The sequence below is a fragment of the Hymenobacter coalescens genome, assembly GCF_054783195.1.
Genome location: NZ_BAAGRA010000019.1, coordinates 401,495 through 419,252, shown reverse-complemented (window position 1 = coordinate 419,252; position 17,758 = coordinate 401,495). Strand labels below are relative to the sequence as shown.

Here is a 17,758-nt window from a genome sequence, read left to right as displayed (position 1 = left end):
TTAGGTATCATGCCAGTACAACACCTATAGCGCCACCTTGCCCCGTGTCCGACCTCACCGTTTCCTTCGTTCAGCTAGCCATCAAGTGGCATTCGCCCGAAACCAACCGCGCCGACCTAGCCGCGCACATTGCCGAGATATCTATTCCGACGGACCTGATTGTGCTGCCGGAGATGTTCAGCACCGGCTTCAGCATGCAGGCCGAACGCTGGGCCGAGCCCACGGAAGGCCCTACGCTGGCCTGGATGCGTGAGCTGGCCGCCCACCGCGACGCCGTGGTAACGGGCAGCGTGATGACCCGCGACGACGACGGCCACTTCTACAACCGCCTGCTCTGGGTGCGCCCCGACGGCTCGTACAGCCACTACGACAAGCGCCACCTGTTCCGCATGGCCGGGGAGCACGAAGTATTTGCGGCGGGCCAGCAGCGCCTCGTGGAAGAATGGCGCGGGTGGCGCATCTGCCCGCTCATTTGCTACGACCTGCGCTTTCCGGTGTGGAGCCGCAACGATATGCACCAACCCTACGACCTGCTGCTGTACGTGGCCAACTGGCCCGCCGCCCGCCGCACGGCCTGGATAACCCTGCTGCGCGCCCGCGCCATCGAAAACCTGGCCTACACCATGGGCGTGAACTGCGTGGGCCTCGACCTGCAGGGCCAGCCCTACGACGGCGACTCGGCGCTGCTCGACATGAAGGGCGAATACCTCGTGGAGGTGGGCAACCAGGCTACGGGCATTACGCGCACCCTGCGCCGGGCCGAGCTGGAAGCGTATCGCAGCCGCTTCCCGGCCTTGCTCGACGCCGACGAGTTTGAACTGCGCACGACGAGCGAAATGGTGAGGGTGTGAATGGCTGCCCAAGCACTTGAACGGCCTCCAACACGCAAACGGCCCCGGCAGCAATTGCCGGGGCCGTTTGCGTGGTGCCAACTAGCGTATCTTACTTCACCGTGAGGCGCTGCACGCCGCGGCGGCCGGCGGCATCCGTGGCCTCCAGCAGATACACGCCCGCGGCCAGGCCCTGCACGTTCAGTTGATGGCGCCGCAGCGGCGCTTCGCTGTGCCGCACGGGCCGCCCCAGCAGGTCGCGCAGCAGTACGCGCGTGGCCGTGGGCGTTTCAATGGTCACCTGCTCCTGGGCCGGGTTCGGGAACACCTGCAGCGGCAGGGCCTCAGCGGCCTTGCTGCGGGCGGTGGTCACCACGTTGCGGGCGCCGTACAGCAGCAGCCCGCCGGCCTCGGTGCCCACCACCAGTTCGGGCGTGCCGTCGCCGGTGATGTCGGCCAGGGCGAGGTGGTTGCGGGCCTCGATGTTGTCGCCCAGGCGCGACACCGCGTACTGGCCCGATACGCTGTTCAGCAGCAGATCGGTACGATCCAGGAACACGCCGGACTGAGAACGGTAGTTGGCGAAAAGGTGCAGCGTGCCGGTGTGGTCGATGGCCATCAGGTCGGGGGTACCGTCGCGGTCCACGTCGGCCACGGCAGGCGCCAGGTAGCTGGGCTTTTCGTTGTTGGCCGTACGAATGCGCCCAAAGTCGTTGTTTACCAGCGTAAAGGCGTCGTTGAGGGGTTGGGCGGGGTTGCGGCGGTAGTAGCTCAGCGGCGAGTTCAGCCCGCTGGGGTTGGCGCCGATGCCCACCAGCAGATCGAGGTAACCGTCGGCGTCCACGTCGGCGAAGCAGGGCGTGGTCTTGGCCAGGTTTCCCACTCCGTTCAGGTTGTTGAGTTGGGCGGTATCGAAGCTCACGGGCCGGCCGGCCGCGGCCGTGTTCAGGTAGTAGAACACGAAGGAGGCGCCAATGTAGTAGCCGCTAAAGGCCAGGTCCACGGCGCCGTCGCGGTTCAGGTCGGTGAATACCGGGCGCAGGTTGCGGAAGTTGCGCGCCGAAAGGCCCAGGTAATCGGTGGTGACCAGGCTGAACACGGGCCGGGCCGCCGTGCCCGTGTTGCGGTAGTGCGCCAGCGTAGCGCGGTAGGTGCCATCGGAGAGCGGGGCCCCGTACTGGTCGGCGGCGTTGGCCACGAGCATGTCCACCAGGCCGTCGCCGTCGAGGTCGGCAAAGGCCGTGGCGGCGGCTTCGCTCACGTCCACCATCTGGTCCTGCAGGAAGGGCGCAGCGTTGCGCGTGTAGGCCGGCACAGCCGTGGCACTGGTGTTTTCGAAGAGCAGGCCGTTGCGGCGCATGCTCGTCATGTCGGAGTTGTTGACCAAGCCCGAAGCCACCACCAGGTCCTGCTTGCCGTCCTGGTTGGCGTCGATGGCGTAAGCAGCCGGAAAGTTGGGCAGGCTTACGCTGCCGATGCCGCCCGGCAGGGTGGTGAGGACGCTGCCGGCGTTGGTGGCAGCCGTGGCGTTGGTGCCCGTGTTGCGGATGGCCACCAGCTCGGGGCAGCTGTCGCGGCCCAGCAGCAGGTCCTGGTCGCCGTCCTGGTCGAAGTCCTGCAGCAGCAGGCTGTAACCGCCGGTGTGGTTGGTGGCGTTGGGCTTGGCCCCGGGGCCGGAAGCCGTGGAGCGCACCGGGGCGCAGGCGTTGCCGCCGGTGGCGTAATCGGTGCAGGTGGCGCCGCAGAACGTCAGCCCGGCCCAGGTCAGCGACTCGTAGCGGTAGCTGAGCCCGCCGCAGCTGGCGCTGACGTTGCGGTAGTACTGCACCTGCGTGCTGGCCCCGTAGTCAAACCCGAGGATGTCCAGCTTGCCGTCGCCGTCCACGTCCTGGATGGCCGGGATGTCGTAGCCGCTCAAGTGGATGTTGCCGCTGAACGTGGGCGTGTTGGCGAACATGAGCAGGCCGCTGGCGAGCTGAAAGCGCGGCCGGCCGCCGGGGCCGGCCACGTTGCGAAACACGCGGATGTCGCCCGGGCCGGCCTGCGTCCAAAGGTCGGGGCGGCCGTCGCAGTCGTAGTCGCGCAGCAGCACCCAGTTGTTGAGGTCCTGCGGAAAGAGGCTTTCGTAGTCGGGGGCATACTGCCAGCGGCGCCCGCCGCCCGGCGCGGCCACGCTCAGGAAAGTCAGCAGGCGGCTGTTCACGCGCTCAAACACCACCAAGTCGTTCTGCCCGTCGCCGTTCAGATCCAGCTGCGAATACTGCGGACTGTTGAGCCCCCCGGTCCAGGCCAGGGGTAGTGGATTGCCGCCGGCCTGAACGGCGGCCGCCTCCGGGCGGTATTCGAAGCCAAACTGACTTTGGGCGGCCGCGCTCAGCGGCAGCAGCAGGGCCAATAATGCGGGTAGACGACGCAGCATAAAGCAGTGGTAAGCCGAAGTGACGAAGCAAATACGAAATAGGCCGGAACAAATAGCAAAATTTGCGCCGAAGCCGATCGGTTCCGCTTCCCCGAATTTACGCCAACCCCGCCGGTATGTCGCCGATTTCCCTTCCCGATTTGTACACCCGCTACCTGCAGTGCCGCGCCGTGAGCACCGATACCCGCCAGGCGCAGGAGCAGACGCTGTTCGTGGCCCTGAACGGGCCCTCTTTCCGCGGGGCTGATTTTGCCCCGCAGGCCCTGGAAAAGGGCGCCTGCTTTGCCGTGGTCGACGACGCGGCGCTGGCCGCCACCGACCCGGCGCGCTACTGCTACGTGCCCGATACGCTGGTGGCGCTGCAGCAGCTGGCCCTGCACCACCGCCGGCAGCTCAGCATTCCGGTGCTGGCCGTGACGGGCTCCAACGGCAAAACCACCACCAAGGAGCTGCTCAACGCGGTGCTCAGCCGCCGCTACCGGGTGCAGTACACCCGCGGCAACCTCAACAACCACATCGGCGTGCCGCTCACGCTGCTCAGCATCCGGCCCGAGGCGCACGAGCTGGCCGTGGTGGAAATGGGCGCCAACCACCAGGGCGAAATCGACGCGTACTGCCGCTACGCCGAGCCCACCCACGGTCTCATCACCAACATCGGCAAGGCTCACCTGGAAGGCTTTGGTGGAATCGAAGGCGTGGCCAAGGGCAAATCGGAGCTGTTTCGCTACCTGACCGCAACCGGCGGCACAGCCTTCGTGAACACGCAGGATGCGCGCCTGCCCGCGCTGGGCGGGCTGGTGCCGAACCGCGTGAGCTACCCCGGCCCCGCCGACACCTACCCGGCCCAGCTGGTGGCCGCCGCGCCGCGCGTGGTGCTGCGCCTCTTCGACGGCACGCCGGTGGAGGCGGCCATTACCGGGGCCTACAACTTCGTGAACCTGGCCGCCGCCGCCGCCGTGGGCGCGTACTTCGAGGTGCCCACCGCCGACATTGCCGCCGCCCTGGCCGCCTACGACCCGCAGAACAACCGCTCGCAGCTGGTGCGCACCGCGCGCAACGAGGTCATCCTCGACGCTTACAACGCCAATCCTTCGTCGATGGCGGCGGCGCTGGCCAGCCTCACGGCCCGGCCCGGCGAGGCCGCGCGCAAGGTGGCCGTGCTCGGCGACATGTTTGAGCTCGGCGACGAGAGCACCGCCGAGCACCACGCCCTCGGCGACCTGCTGGCCCGCCAGGGTTTCGGCGAAGTGCTGCTCGTCGGCCCCGAGATGCAGCGCGCCCAGCGGCCCGGCTTCCGGCACTTTGCCACCAAGGCCCAGGCCGCCGCGTGGCTGCGGGAGCACCCGCTGCAGGAGCGCCTGGTCCTGGTGAAAGGCTCCCGCGGCATGGGCCTGGAAACGCTGATGGAGCTGCTGTAAATGGCTAAATGGCTGCATGGCTAAATGGTTGGCCGCTCTGGCGAATCGTTGGACGGCCAGCCATTTACCCATGCAGCCATTTAGCCATTCAAAACGGGCTGTCCAGCTCGGCCAGGCGCGGCAGTATCTCGTCTTTGGGCGACACGTTGGGCTCGGCCACGCCCCAGTCGATGCCCAGGGCGGGGTCGTTCCACAGCAGGCCGCCCTCGGAGGCCGGGTGGTAGTAGTTGGAACACTTGTAGAGGAAGATGGTGTCGTCGTCGAGGGCGAGGAAGCCGTGGGCGAAGCCGACGGGCACGTACACCATGTTGCCGCGGGCCGCGTCGAGCAGCACCTGCGTGTGCTGGCCGAAGGTGGGCGAGTCGCGGCGCAGGTCCACCACCACGTCGAGGGCACGGCCGCGGGCCACGCGCACCAGCTTGGCCTGGGCGAAGGGCGGACGCTGGAAGTGCAGGCCGCGCAGCACGCCGGCGGCCGAAATGGACTGGTTGTCCTGCACCCAGTCTTCGCGGATGCCGGCTTTTTCGGCCAGCAGCCGGGCGCTGAACGATTCGAAGAACGTGCCGCGGGCGTCGCCGAACACGCGCGGCACCAGCTCGATAACCCCGCTGAGCGGGTTGTGAATTACTTCCATCGGGAATACAAAGGAGAAATCAGGGGAAGGGCGCGGCCGGGGTGCTTACGCACGCACGGGCGCCGGGGCTTTCGGCCGGCCAATTTCGGCGACCGTGCGCAGGTACTTGTCCAGCACCAGCCGCTCGTCAAACTTGGTTTCGGCCAGCTGGCGCGAAGCCTGGCCCAGGCGGCGCAGCTCGGCGTCGGGCAGGCGCAGCACCTGCAGCATTTTGGCGGCCAGATCGGGGGCGGAGCGCGCCTGGCAGAGGTAGCCGTTGTGGCCGTCGACCACGGTTTCGCGGCAGCCAGGCACGTCGGTGGTGACCAGGGGCTTGCCCAGGGCGGCGGCTTCGAGCAGGGTTTTGGGCGTGCCTTCGCGGTACGAGGGCAGCACCACGCAATCGGCCTGGCGGATGTGGGCGGGCACGTCGTCGGAGGTACCGAGGTATTCCACGTGCCCGGCCTGCATCCACTCGTCGAACACGACGCGCTTCACGCCCACCCCGCCCGACTCATCGATGCCGCCGAGCAGCTGGATGCGGGTGCCGGGCACGGCCTCGCGCACCAGCCGGGCCGCCTCGAAGTACTCCTCCACGCCTTTTTCGTAGAGCACGCGGGCAATCATGAGGAAGGTGAATGGCTCGTGGCGCGCGGGCGCCTCGGGGTCGGGGCGGAACTTGTCCACGTCGATGCCGGAGCCGGGCACCAGGTCGGTGATTTCCGGGCGCACCAGCCCGTGCTGCAGAAACAGCTGCCGGTCGTCGCCGTTCTGGAAAAACACGCGCTTGGGAAAGCGGAAGGCGAAGCGGTACAGGCCGAGGGCAATCTTGCTCACCAGGTTTTGCACGATAAACACCGTGCCCAGGCCTGAGACGTTGTTGGCGCAGGGAATACCCGCGAGCTTGGCCGCCAGCGTGCCGTAGATGTTAGGCTTGATGGTGTAGTGCAGGATGACGTCGGGCCGCTCGCGGCGGTACAGGTCGTAGAAGCGCTTGGTGAGCTGGGCATCCTTGAGGGGATTGGTGCCCTTGTTTTCCATCAGAATCGGCACGTAGCGGCACCCCAGCTCGGTTTCGAGCCGCTGGGAGTAGTCATCGGGCGGGGCAATGGCCAGCACCTCGTGGCCGGCCTGCTGCAGGGCGCGCACGAGGTTGCGGCGGAAATTCCAGATGTTCCAGCTGGTGTTGATGACGATGGCGACGCGCATAAAAAAGCCGGCGCGGGTTGGGCGCCGGGCCGCAAAGGTAGGAAGCTCCTGGCGCTCCGCCGGTAGCCAGCGGGCGATGAGCAGCCCGGCTGCTTGGCGGGTCGGGTGCTACTTTCGCCCCGGCCGGGCCCGCACTCGTATGCCAGAACCCGCTTTTTCCGCTCTTGCCATGCCAACCCTTCGCCTGCTTCTCCTGCTTTTGTTCAGCCTGCCCTTCGTGCCCCCGGCAGCCCAGGCCCAGCGGCGTAGTGCCCCCGCCGGGGTGTACGTCGACAAGGCAGGCGTGCTGCGCTGGGCCGGCTCGCGCGAGGAGGTGGCCCTGTTCGGCGTGAACTACACCGCGCCGTTTGCCCACGCCTACCGGGCCCACAAGGTCGTCGGCGCCGACCCGGAGCAGGCCATCCGGCAGGACGTGTACCACCTGGCCCGCCTCGGCGTGGACGCCTTCCGGGTGCACGTGTGGGACGTGGAAATCACCGACACGGCGGGCAACCTGCAGCAGAACGAGCACCTGCGCCTGCTCGACTTTCTGCTGGCCCAGCTCAAGCAGCGCGGCATCAAGACCATTCTCACGCCCATTGCTTACTGGAACAACGGCTACCCCGAGCCTGACACCGGCACCGGCTTTTCCAGCATCTACTCCAAGGCCGAAGCCTACGTGAACCCGCGGGCCATTCGGGCGCAGGAAAACTACCTGACGCAGTTTCTGAACCACCAAAACCCCTACACCAAGCTGCTCAACCGCGAAGACCCCGACATCATCGCCTTTGAGGTGTGCAACGAGCCGCGCTACCACGAGCCCAAGGCGCAGGTAACGGACTTTGCCAACCGCATGGTGCGGGCCATGCGCGCCACGGGCTTGCAGAAGCCCATCTTCTACAACATCGCCGAAAACTACGCCGTGCACGAGGCCATCCTCGACGCCGATGTGGACGGACTCACCTTTCAGTGGTACCCGCAGGGCCTGGTGAGCGGGCACGAGCTGCGCGGTAACCTGCTGCCCTACGTGGACCACTACCCCATTCCGTACCGCAACGACCCGCGCTTCCGGCGACGGGCCAAGATGGTGTACGAGTTCGAGTCGGCCGACGTGCTGCAGCCCATCATGTACCCACTGATGGCGCGCAGCTTCCGCGAGGCGGGCTTTCAGTGGGCCACGCAGTTTGCCTACGACCCGCTGGCCATTGCGCCCTACAACACCGAGTACCAGACGCACTACCTGAACCTGGCTTACACCCCGGCCAAGGCCCTGAGCCTGCTCATTGCGGGCAAGGTGTTCCGGCAGGCGGGCCGCGGCCAGCAGTTTCGCCGCTACCCCGCCGACTCGGCGTTCGGGGCCTTCCGCGTGAGTTACCGCGAGCAGCTCAGCGAAATGAACACCGACGAGGAGTTTTACTACACCAACAACACCCGTACCCAGCCGAAAAAGCTGGCGAAGCTGCGGCACCTGGCCGGGGTGGGCTCCTCGCCGGTGGTGACGTACGGCGGCACCGGCGCGTATTTTCTCGACCGGCTGGCGCCCGGCGTGTGGCGCCTGGAAGTGCTGCCCGACGCGGTACCGTTGCACGACCCGTTCGAAACGGCTTCGCTGCGCAAGGCCATGACCAGCATTCGGTGGAACGAGCAGCCGCTGCGGGTGCAGCTGCCCGACCTGGGGCCGGCTTTCGCGCTGCGCTGCCTCAACCAGGGCAACCGCCCGCAGCAGCAGGCGCAGGCCGGCGCCCTGACCGTACTCCCCGGCTCCTATCTGCTCACGGCGCGCGACCAGGATGCCGCGAAGTGGATAACGCAGGATGCGCAGGTGGGCGCCCTCGGACTGCGCGAATACGTGGCCCCGCTGCCCACGTCCGACCAGCCGACCGCGCAGCCGGTGCCGACGGTGCGCTCGACGCCGCCGGCCCAGGTCACGGCGGGCCAGCCGTTGCGGCTGCAGGTGCAGGTGGCCGGTGCCGGCCCGCAGGATAGCCTGCTGCTGGTGGCGCAGCATTTCTACGGCCGCACCCGCCGCCTGCCGATGACGCGCCGCAGCCTCACCACGGCCGAAGCCACCGTGCCCGCCGAGCTACTGTACCCCGGCCAGCTGCGCTACTGGGTGGTGCTGAAGCCACATGATAAGTCGAAAGGCCTGCCCTATGCACTGACGTTCCCCGGCAGCGTGGCCGGGCAGCCCTCCGACTGGGACTTTTATTCCCAGGAGCACTGGGCCGTACCGATTGTGACGGCGGGCAGCCCGTTGCCGCTGTTCCGGGCCGCCCACGACCAGCGCCGCGTGGAAGTGCGCGGTACCGAAAACGCCTTCTCGGGCTGGGCCGATTACGTGACCACGCCCGCCGGGGAGCTGGCCCTGCGGCTGGTGGTGCCGGTGCCCAAAACGCCGGCCGCTGCTCCGTTCGAAACCGGGGCATCGGCCCCGGCCGTGAGCCTGCGGGCCTACTTCGCCGACCAGCTTCAGGCCCGCGCCGAAGCGCTGCCCGGCGCCCGGGAGCTACTGGTGCGCGCCCGCAGCAGCCAGCCGGCCGCCCGCGTGCAGGTGCTGCTCGTCACCAAGGACGCGGCGGCCTACGCGGCCCCGCTACCACTGACTACGGAGTGGCAGACCGTGCGCATTCCGCTGGCGGCGCTACGCCCGGCGCCCCTGCTCATCACACCCCGCCCCTACCCCGGCTTTTTGCCCCTGCATTTTCAGCCGGCCAGCCAGCCCGCCCAGCTGCGCCTCGCCGATGCCGAGGTGCTGCAGGTAATCGTGGACGGCCCGGCCGCCGGCTCGCCCGTGCACGTCGACATTGAATCCGTCCAGCTTCAGTAAGCGTTATGCCCCGATTCCCGCATGTTCTCTGGGCCGCCACCGGCCTGCTGCTGACGGCCGCGTTTGGCCAGTGCACCAGCAGCCAGATGCCCCAGGCGGCCGCGCCGCTGGCCCCGGCCCTGGGTAGCCAGGATTTCACCCAGGACTGGCAGTTCGTGAAGGACCGCGACACGACCATCACGCCGGCGCTGTTTGCGGCCGGCGGCGCAGACGGCTGGGCGCCGGTTTCGCTGCCGCACACGGCGCAGCTGGAGCCCATAGCCACCGGGCAGCGCCAGTGGCAGGGCATCGGCTTTTACCGGAAGTTTTTTCGGGCCCCGGCTGCGCCAAATCAGCGCGTAACCGTGCATTTCGGCGCGGCCATGCACACGGCCGACGTGTACCTGAACGGCCAGCGACTGCAGCGCCACGTAGGCGGCTACTTGCCCTTCGAAGTAAACCTGACGGGCAAGCTCCGGCCCGATCAGGACAACTGCCTGCTGGTGCGCCTCAACAACCAGGACGACCCGGCGGTGCCGCCCGGCAAACCACTCAAGGAACTCGACTTCAACTTCTACCACGGCCTGTACCGCACGGTGGAACTGCGCACCAAGGCCCCGCTGCACATCACCGATCCGGTGCAGGCCGGGCGCACGGCTGGTGGCGGTATGTTCGTGAGCTACGGCGGCATCACGCCCGAGGCGGCCACCCTGCGCGTGCAAACCGAGGTGCAGAACGACCACTCCACGGCCCAAAGCCTGCAGGTGCGCGCCGTGCTGCGCGATGAGCGAGGCCGCGAGGTAGGCCAGAGCACCCAGGACCTGGCCGACGTGCCGCCCGGCTCCTTCGGCCGGGTGGTGCAGCAGATCAGCGTCAACCAGCCCCGGCTCTGGTCGCCGGAGCAGCCCTACCTGTACCGCCTCACGGTGGAAGTGCGGCAGGGCGGGCAGGTGCTCGACCGGCAGGAGCTGACCACCGGCGTGCGCAGCATCCGCTTTGCCCCGGACGGCTTTTACCTGAACGGGCAGAAGCTGCGCCTGCGCGGCACCAACCGCCACCAAGAGTACCCCTACCTGGGCTACGCCCTCTCCGACGCCATGCAGTACCGCGACGCGTGGAAAATCCGCGAGGCGGGCTTCAACTTCGTGCGCTGCTCCCACTACCCGCCCGCGCCCGCCTTCCTGCAGGCCTGCGACGAGCTGGGCATCCTGGTGATGGACGCCATTCCGGGCTGGCAGTTTTTCGGCGACGCGGCCTTTCAGCGCAACAGCCTGCAGAACGTGCGCGACATGGTGCGCCGCGACCGGAACCACCCGAGCGTCGTGCTCTGGGAAGCGGCCCTGAACGAGACGGGCATGAGCAAGCCGTTCATGGACGAGGCCCACCGCATCGTGCACGAGGAGCTGCCGTTCAAGGAAGGCGTGTACACCTGCGGGTGGATGGATTACGCCTACGACGTGTTCATCCCGGCCCGGCAGCACGCCAAGGCGCCCGACTACTGGAACAAGTACAGCAAGGGCCGGCCCATCCTGCTCTGCGAGTACGGCGACTGGGAGTACTACGCCCAGAACGCGGGCTTCAACCAGAAAGCCTACGAGGGCCTGAAAGCCGCCGAGCGCACCTCGCGGCAGCTGCGCGGGCAGGGCGAGCGGGCCCTGGCGCAACAGGCCTTGAACTTCCAGGAAGCGCACAACGACAACTTCCGCGGCCCGGCCGTGGGCGACGCCAACTGGCTGATGTTCGACTACCTGCGCGGCTACGCCCCGGACATCGAGTCGTCGGGCGTGGCCGACATCTTCCGCGTGCCCAAGTTTGCCTACTACTTCTACCAGAGCCAGTACGGCTCCGCCACCGACCGCCACGGCTTCGGCCGGCCCATGGTGTACATTGCCAACTACTGGCTGCCCACGTCCTCGAAGGAAGTGGTGGTGTACAGCAACGCCGAGGAGGTGGAGCTGCTGCTGAACGGGCAGCCTGTGGCCCGCCAGAAACCCGACCGCAACGCGTATGCCGACCGGCTGGCGCACCCACCGTTCACCTTCACGCTGCCTACCTTCACGCCGGGCACGCTGCGGGCCGTGGCCTACCAGGGCGGCAAGCGCGTGGCCGAAACCGAGCGCCGCACGCCCGGCGCGCCGGCGCGCCTCGCCCTGCGCTACGACCGCAGCGGCCGCGACCTGACGGCGGGCCAGAACGACGCGGTGTTCGTGTACGCCACCGTGGTAGACGCCAACGGGGAGCCCGTGCCCCAGGCCAGCCCGGCCGTGCGCTTCGTGGCCGAGGGACCGGCCGAGCTGCTGGGCCCCAGCCCCGTGCCCGCCGAAGCCGGTACGGCCAGCGCATTGCTCCGCGCCGGCCAGGGCCGCGGCACCGTGCGCCTCACCGCTACCGCCGATGGCTTGACGCCGGCTACGCTGGACATCCCGGTGCGCTAGCACTCCGGCGGCTGGGCCGGATGTGTGGGCCCAGCAGGCCGCTGGTCCGTCGTACCTTTGCGGGCCGTACCATCACCCCTTGCCCCATGCTCGAAACCCCGCGCCTGCACCTGATTCCTTGCACCCCGGCCCACTTCGAGGCAGCGCTGGCCGGCCACCACGTACTGGCCGCCGTGCTGGGCGTGGCGGCCGAAGCGGGTTGGCCGGGGTCGGAAGAAGCCCAAGCCGCGCTGGCCCCCGGCTACCGCCACCTGCGCCGGCAGCCCGAGCTGCGGGGTTGGTGGATGTACCTGCTGGTGCACCGCGAGGCGCAGCAGCTCATCGGGATGGCGGGCTTCAAGGGCCGCCCCGACGAGCAGGGCAGCGTCGAAATCGGCTACAGCCTCACGGCTGCCTACCGCGGCCAGGGGCTGGCCACCGAGGCGGCGCGGGCGCTGGTGGACTACGCCTTCGGGCACCCCGAGGTGCGCCGCGTGACAGCCCTTACCCTGCCCGTGCGCACCGCCACCTGCCGGGTGCTCGAAAAAGCCGGGCTGCAGCTGCAGGGCCCCGTGCTCGACCCCGACGCGGGCGAGGTGTGGCAGTGGGCTGGCCTGCGCCCCGCCGCGGTACCGGCGGCCTCGCCCCTGCTGGCGGCCGGCCTGGCCCTGTTGCTGGGCCTGAGCAGCTGCGGCGAGGCCGACAAGCCCGCCGCCACGCAGCCCGCCGCGGCTCCGGCGGCCGCAGCCGCGCCCGTCGTCGATGCCGGCAAGGCCCTGTTCGAGCAGAACTGCGTCCTTTGCCACGGCGCCAACGGCAAGCTGGGCCTGAACGGCGCCCACGACCTGACCAAGAGCAACCTCAACCAGATGGGCCGCGTGTACATGGTCACGAACGGTCTGGGCAACATGCCCGCCTTCAAGGACCAGCTCACCCCGGAGCAGATTGAGCAGGTGGCCGCCTACAGCCTCACGCTGCGGTAAGCCCGGGCCGGCCACCTCCGCGCTACCTTTACCGTATGCTACCCGCAGAAGCCAGCCGAGCGGCCGGCTTCTTTTTTCTCAACTCGCAGCTATGGGTAACCGACCCTCTTCCAAACGCGGCCAAAACAGCACCCGCCACCCCGGCGCCACCGACGGGGTGAAAGGGCGCGTGGGCCGCATCCTGGCCAAAGGCAACAAAGACGCTACCTACGAAACCGCCGCCGAGGCCGAAACCGCGGTGCTGGTGGCCGTACCCGACAAGCGCCAGGACAACGCCCTGACCACCGAATACCTCGACGAGCTGGCCTTTCTGACGGAAACGGCCGGCACCGTGCCCACCAAGCGCTTTATTCAGAAGCTCGAAAAGCCCGACATCCGCACCTTCGTCGGCTCGGGCAAGCTGGAGGAAATCCGCGCTTACGTGCAGCACCACGGCACCAGCATGGTCATTTTCGACGATGACCTGTCGCCCTCGCAGCTGCGCAACCTGGAAAAGGAGCTGAAGGTCAAAATCCTCGACCGGACCCTGCTCATCATCGACATCTTCGCCCAGCGCGCCAAGACGGCCACGGCCCGCACCCAGGTGGAGCTGGCCCAGTACCAGTACCTGCTGCCCCGCCTCACCGGCCTCTGGACCCACTTGGAGCGCCAGCGCGGCGGCGTGGGCATGCGCGGCCCGGGCGAACGAGAAATCGAGACGGACCGCCGCGTGGTGCGCGACCGGATAACCCTGCTCAAGGAACAGCTCAAGGACTTCGACAAGCAAAACCAGACCCAGCGCAAGGCCCGCACCGGCATTCTGCGCGTGGCCCTGGTGGGCTACACCAACGTGGGCAAGAGTACGCTGATGAACCTGCTCAGCCGCGCCGACGTGTTTGCCGAAAACAAGCTCTTCGCCACCCTCGACTCAACGGTGCGCAAGGTGGTGTTCGAAAACGTGCCCTTCCTGCTCTCCGACACCGTCGGCTTTATCCGCAAGCTGCCCACCCGCCTGATCGAGAGCTTCAAGTCGACGCTGGACGAAATCCGGGAGGCCGACCTGCTGCTGCACGTAGTAGACATCTCGCACCCCATGTTCGAGGAGCACATTCAGGTGGTCAACGACACGCTCAAGGACATCGGCGCGGCCGAGAAGCCGACCATCCTGGTGTTCAACAAAATCGACCAGTACACGGCCAGCGTGGACCCGGCTGCCCACCTGCACGCGGTGGAGCCCGACCACGACGAGGACCTGCACCACGCCGACGACGTGCAGCAGCGCCCCTCGCTGGAACAGCTCAAGAGCACGTACATGGCGCGCCTCCACGACCCGGTCATTTTCATCTCGGCCCAGGAGCGGGAGAATATTGATGAACTGCGCGCCATGCTGGTACGTCACTTGCGCAACCTATACGAGCAGCAATACCCTGGCAACCCGCCCTTTGCTGACCCAAACGCCTTCGCCGAAGAAGCATAGCGGCGTTACACACTCCTTGGTTTAGTTATATTTTATTAAAAGAGTCGTTCCAGTTGGAGCGGCTCTTTTTTGTTGATTTTCCACTTGCACTAATTTTAATAATCTGTATTTCAACAATATCAATATTGATGAATTGAAAAAATTGCAACCATTTTTTTGCGATTCTGTAGAGCATTTCGTCAATTGACAAAAGACTCACCTTACAACCAAACCACCGTATGAAAAAAACGCTCTACGCTCTCACCCTTAGCGGCCTGGGTTTGCTCGCCAGCCTGTCGGCTACCGCCCAGGATCAATACCGGAGCCTGTCCACCAAGCCCGGCCTGGAAGCCCTGGCTGGCCGCCAGTGCGCCGCCATGGAAGTACTGGCCGCTCAGGTGGCCGCCGACCCGGCCATGGGTCAGCGCATGGCCGCCATTGAAGCCCAAACCCGCAATTTCGTGGCCAGCCCGGCCATGAACCGCACCAACGCCGTGGTGACCATCCCGGTGGTGGTGCACGTGGTGTACAACACGGCCGCCCAGAACGTGCCGCAGTCGCAGATCGACGCCCAGATTCGGGTGCTGAACGAAGACTTCGCCAAAATGAACGCCGATGCGGCCAACACGCCGGCCCTCTACGCGGGCCTGGCCGCCAACACCAACATTCAGTTTGTGCTGGCCCAGCGCGACCCGAACGGTGCCCCCACCACCGGCGTGGTGCGCAAGTCGACCAAAACCCGCTCGTTCAGCTCGAACGACTTCGTAAAGTACTCGAGCAAGGGCGGCAGCGACGCCTGGCCCCGCGAGAAGTACCTGAACCTGTGGCTCTGCAACTTGGGCCAGGGCCTGCTCGGCTACGCACAGTTCCCCGGCGGGCCGGCCGCTACCGATGGTGTGGTTTGCTTGTACTCCTCGGTACCCGGCGGCACGGCCTCGAACTACAACAAGGGCCGCACGGCCACGCACGAAGTAGGCCACTGGCTGAACCTGCGCCACATCTGGGGCGATGCCACCTGCGGCAACGACCTGGTGGCGGACACGCCCACCCAGCAAACCAGCAACGGCGGCTGCCCCACCTTCCCGAAGGTGAGCTGCGGCAACCAGGGCGACATGTCGATGAACTACATGGATTACACCTATGATGCCTGCATGTACATGTTCACGGCGGGCCAGTCGTCGCGCATGAACGCGCTGTTTGCCTCGGGTGGTGCCCGCGCTTCGCTCGTGACGTCCAACGGCGGCATCGCGCCGCGCACGGTGGCTACGGCCACCACGTACTCGCTGTACCCGAACCCGGCCACCACGGTCCTGAACCTGACCGATGCAGCCCGCGCCTCACACGCTGCTTCGGTGCAGGTGTACGACATCCACGGTCAGCTGATGAAGGGCGTGCGCTACAACGCGGCCACCGGTCAACTCGACGTACACAGCCTGAACAAAGGGCTCTACCGCATTGCCATCAACGATGGGCAGAACACCGTCCAGAAAAACTTCGTGAAAGAGTAGCGGCTGCTGCTCCAGATATAGTAGAAAAAGCCCATCCTGCTTGGATGGGCTTTTTTGATTACAGAAAGGCGCCGAGGCCGGCATATTGTCCTAAACCCCTGCCCATCAGAGACAATCAAGACAGCTTCATTAGTGCAAATTATAAATAAAATAATTATAACAATTTTAAGCCAGCACAAAAGTACATTTTTATTGCCGGCATCAAACTTATTTTTATTGAATCGCAATAATAATTGCTTTTACGGCAAAATATTGCAACAAACGCTTGTTAGCAGCGCTATAATTTTAAAAATTGCCAGTCAGAGCCTGCTCTTTTTCCATTCCCTTTTTTCCACTACCAAACCACCGTTTACATGAAGCAAACCCTTTACGCTGCCTTGGCGTGCCTAGGGCTCCTGACCTCTACTGCCGAGGCGCAGACGCTCCGCAAGTGCGCTACCGTTGAGAGCCTGAATGCCCAGCTCGCCGCTGACCCCAGCTTGGCGCTGCGTCGCGCGGCCATCGAGGCCCAGACCAAAGCATTCCAAAACGATCCGCAGGCAGCCCAACGCACCAACGCCGTGGTGACCATTCCGGTGGTGGTGCACGTGCTTTACAACACGGCCGCCCAGAACATTTCGGACGCGCAGATTCAGTCGCAGTTGGATGTGCTGAACCAAGACTTCAACAAAACCAACCCCGACTACACCAAGACCCCGGCCGCCTTCGCCGGCTTGGTGGCCAACGTCGGCATTCAGTTTGTGCTGGCCAAACAGACGCCGACCGGCGCCGCTACCACCGGCATCGAGCGGAAGCAAACCACCCGCACCTCCTGGGGCACCGACGACCAGATGAAGCGCGCCAGCAGCGGCGGCCTGGATGCGTGGAACGCGAGCAAGTACCTCAACCTGTGGGTATGTAACCTGTCGGGCGGCATATTGGGCTACGCGCAATTCCCCGGCGGGCCGGCCGCTACCGACGGCGTGGTTATCCTGACCACGGCTTTCGGCAAGGGCGGCTCGGCGCAGGCCCCGTTTAACCTCGGCCGTACGGGCACGCACGAAGTGGGCCACTGGCTGAACCTGAACCACATCTGGGGGGACGACGGCACCGCGTGCACCGGCACCGACAACGTATCGGATACGCCCAACCAAGCCGACCAGAACTACGGTCTGCCGACCTACCCGCAGCCTTCGTGCTCGAACACCAGCGACATGTTCATGAACTACATGGACTACACCGATGACGCGGGCATGTACATGTTCTCCACCGGGCAGTCCTCGCGCATGAACGCGCTGTTTGCCACTGGCGGCGCCCGCGCCGGTTTGCTGACCTCGGTGGGCGGCACGGCGCCCGGCGGCACCACGCCTACGCCCACCACCCCGACTTACTGCGCCTCCAAGGGCTCGAACGTCGGCTACGAGTGGGTTGACCTGGTACAGCTGGGCTCCATCAACCGCAGCTCGGGCGCCAACGCCGGCTACTACGACGGCACGGCCCTGGGCACCACGGTAACGGCCGGCTCGGCCCAGACCATCTACTACTCGGCCGGTTTCTCCGGCTCGGCGTACACCGAGTACTGGAAAATCTACATCGACTACAACCAGGACGGCGACTTCGTGGACGCGGGCGAGCTGGTGGCCAGCCGCAGCAGCAGCGCCAGCACCACGCTGAGCAGCGCCTTTACCGTGCCCAGCACGGCCAAAAGCGGCAAAACCCGCCTGCGCGTAGTGATGAGCGACAATTCGGCCACGACAAGCTGCAACTCCTACAGCTACGGCGAAACGGAGGATTACTCCATTACCATTTCGGGGGGCCTGCGCACCAGCGAATCGGCCAAGGCCACGGCCGCCGATTACAAGCTGTTTCCGAACCCCACGGCCGACGTGCTGAACCTGGTGTTGCCCGCCGAGCACAAAGCGGCCGACGTGCAGGTGGAAGTGTTTGATGCCCGCGGCGCGAGCATGAAGCAGATCCGCTACGACGGCTCGGGCATGCTGGAGGTCAACAGCCTGCCGGCCGGCGTGTACACCCTGCGCCTCACCGACGGGGCCACGGTGGTGCACCAGCGTTTCGTGAAGCAATAAACCCGGCGCTGCCGGTAGCGTCGGCTGCCGGCAGCTTCCGGTCCTGAAAACCCGTTTCGCCCTGCGGCGGAACGGGTT

At 66.3% G+C, this 17,758-nt stretch carries 11 protein-coding genes; 8 read left to right on the top strand and 3 right to left on the bottom strand.

Annotation, left to right across the window (positions count from 1 at the left end; translation table 11 throughout):
• The first annotated feature begins 44 nt into the window (after positions 1 to 44).
• Positions 45 to 851: an amidohydrolase gene (locus tag ACYVKQ_RS18205; RefSeq protein WP_460676779.1), complete on the top strand. Its 807-nt coding sequence runs from the start codon at positions 45 to 47 to the stop codon at positions 849 to 851.
• Positions 852 to 942: 91 nt separating this feature from the next.
• Here ACYVKQ_RS18205 and ACYVKQ_RS18200 read toward each other — a convergent pair whose 3' ends face one another.
• On the bottom strand, positions 943 to 3,249 hold the full coding sequence (locus ACYVKQ_RS18200) for an FG-GAP-like repeat-containing protein (protein WP_460676778.1): 2,307 nt from the start codon (positions 3,247 to 3,249) through the stop codon (positions 943 to 945).
• A gap of 116 nt (positions 3,250 to 3,365) precedes the next feature.
• Here ACYVKQ_RS18200 and ACYVKQ_RS18195 point away from each other — a divergent pair, with 116 nt between their 5' ends.
• Complete coding sequence (locus tag ACYVKQ_RS18195; protein ID WP_460676777.1) at positions 3,366 to 4,667, top strand: UDP-N-acetylmuramoyl-tripeptide--D-alanyl-D-alanine ligase; 1,302 nt, start codon at positions 3,366 to 3,368, stop codon at positions 4,665 to 4,667.
• A gap of 88 nt (positions 4,668 to 4,755) precedes the next feature.
• On the opposite strand, the gene rfbC is transcribed toward ACYVKQ_RS18195, so the two are convergent.
• Both rfbC and ACYVKQ_RS18185 read right to left on the bottom strand, forming a co-directional pair.
• Positions 4,756 to 5,301 carry a dTDP-4-dehydrorhamnose 3,5-epimerase gene (gene rfbC, locus ACYVKQ_RS18190; RefSeq protein ID WP_460676776.1) on the bottom strand — a complete coding sequence of 182 codons (546 nt, stop codon included), beginning with the start codon at positions 5,299 to 5,301 and terminating at the stop codon, positions 4,756 to 4,758.
• Between the two features lie 45 nt (positions 5,302 to 5,346).
• A complete protein-coding gene (locus tag ACYVKQ_RS18185) occupies positions 5,347 to 6,489 on the bottom strand; it encodes a glycosyltransferase family 4 protein (RefSeq protein WP_460676775.1) in 1,143 nt (380 codons plus the stop codon).
• Positions 6,490 to 6,658: 169 nt separating this feature from the next.
• Here ACYVKQ_RS18185 and ACYVKQ_RS18180 point away from each other — a divergent pair, with 169 nt between their 5' ends.
• The 6 genes from ACYVKQ_RS18180 to ACYVKQ_RS18155 all read left to right on the top strand — a co-directional run bounded on the left by ACYVKQ_RS18180 (position 6,659) and on the right by ACYVKQ_RS18155 (position 17,680).
• Entirely contained in the window at positions 6,659 to 9,295 is a 2,637-nt protein-coding gene (locus tag ACYVKQ_RS18180) for a cellulase family glycosylhydrolase (protein WP_460676774.1), read from the top strand.
• Positions 9,296 to 9,300: 5 nt separating this feature from the next.
• Entirely contained in the window at positions 9,301 to 11,709 is a 2,409-nt protein-coding gene (locus tag ACYVKQ_RS18175) for a glycoside hydrolase family 2 protein (RefSeq protein ID WP_460676773.1), read from the top strand.
• A gap of 86 nt (positions 11,710 to 11,795) precedes the next feature.
• Positions 11,796 to 12,671 (top strand): GNAT family N-acetyltransferase, encoded by an 876-nt coding sequence (locus ACYVKQ_RS18170; RefSeq protein WP_460676772.1) that lies wholly within the window; start codon positions 11,796 to 11,798, stop codon positions 12,669 to 12,671.
• A 91-nt stretch (positions 12,672 to 12,762) separates the two neighbouring features.
• A complete protein-coding gene (gene hflX / locus ACYVKQ_RS18165) occupies positions 12,763 to 14,127 on the top strand; it encodes a GTPase HflX (RefSeq protein WP_460676771.1) in 1,365 nt (454 codons plus the stop codon).
• A gap of 218 nt (positions 14,128 to 14,345) precedes the next feature.
• Entirely contained in the window at positions 14,346 to 15,614 is a 1,269-nt protein-coding gene (locus tag ACYVKQ_RS18160; protein WP_460676770.1) for a M43 family zinc metalloprotease, read from the top strand.
• A 353-nt stretch (positions 15,615 to 15,967) separates the two neighbouring features.
• Complete coding sequence (locus ACYVKQ_RS18155) at positions 15,968 to 17,680, top strand: GEVED domain-containing protein (protein ID WP_460676769.1); 1,713 nt, start codon at positions 15,968 to 15,970, stop codon at positions 17,678 to 17,680.
• Positions 17,681 to 17,758 lie beyond the last annotated feature (78 nt).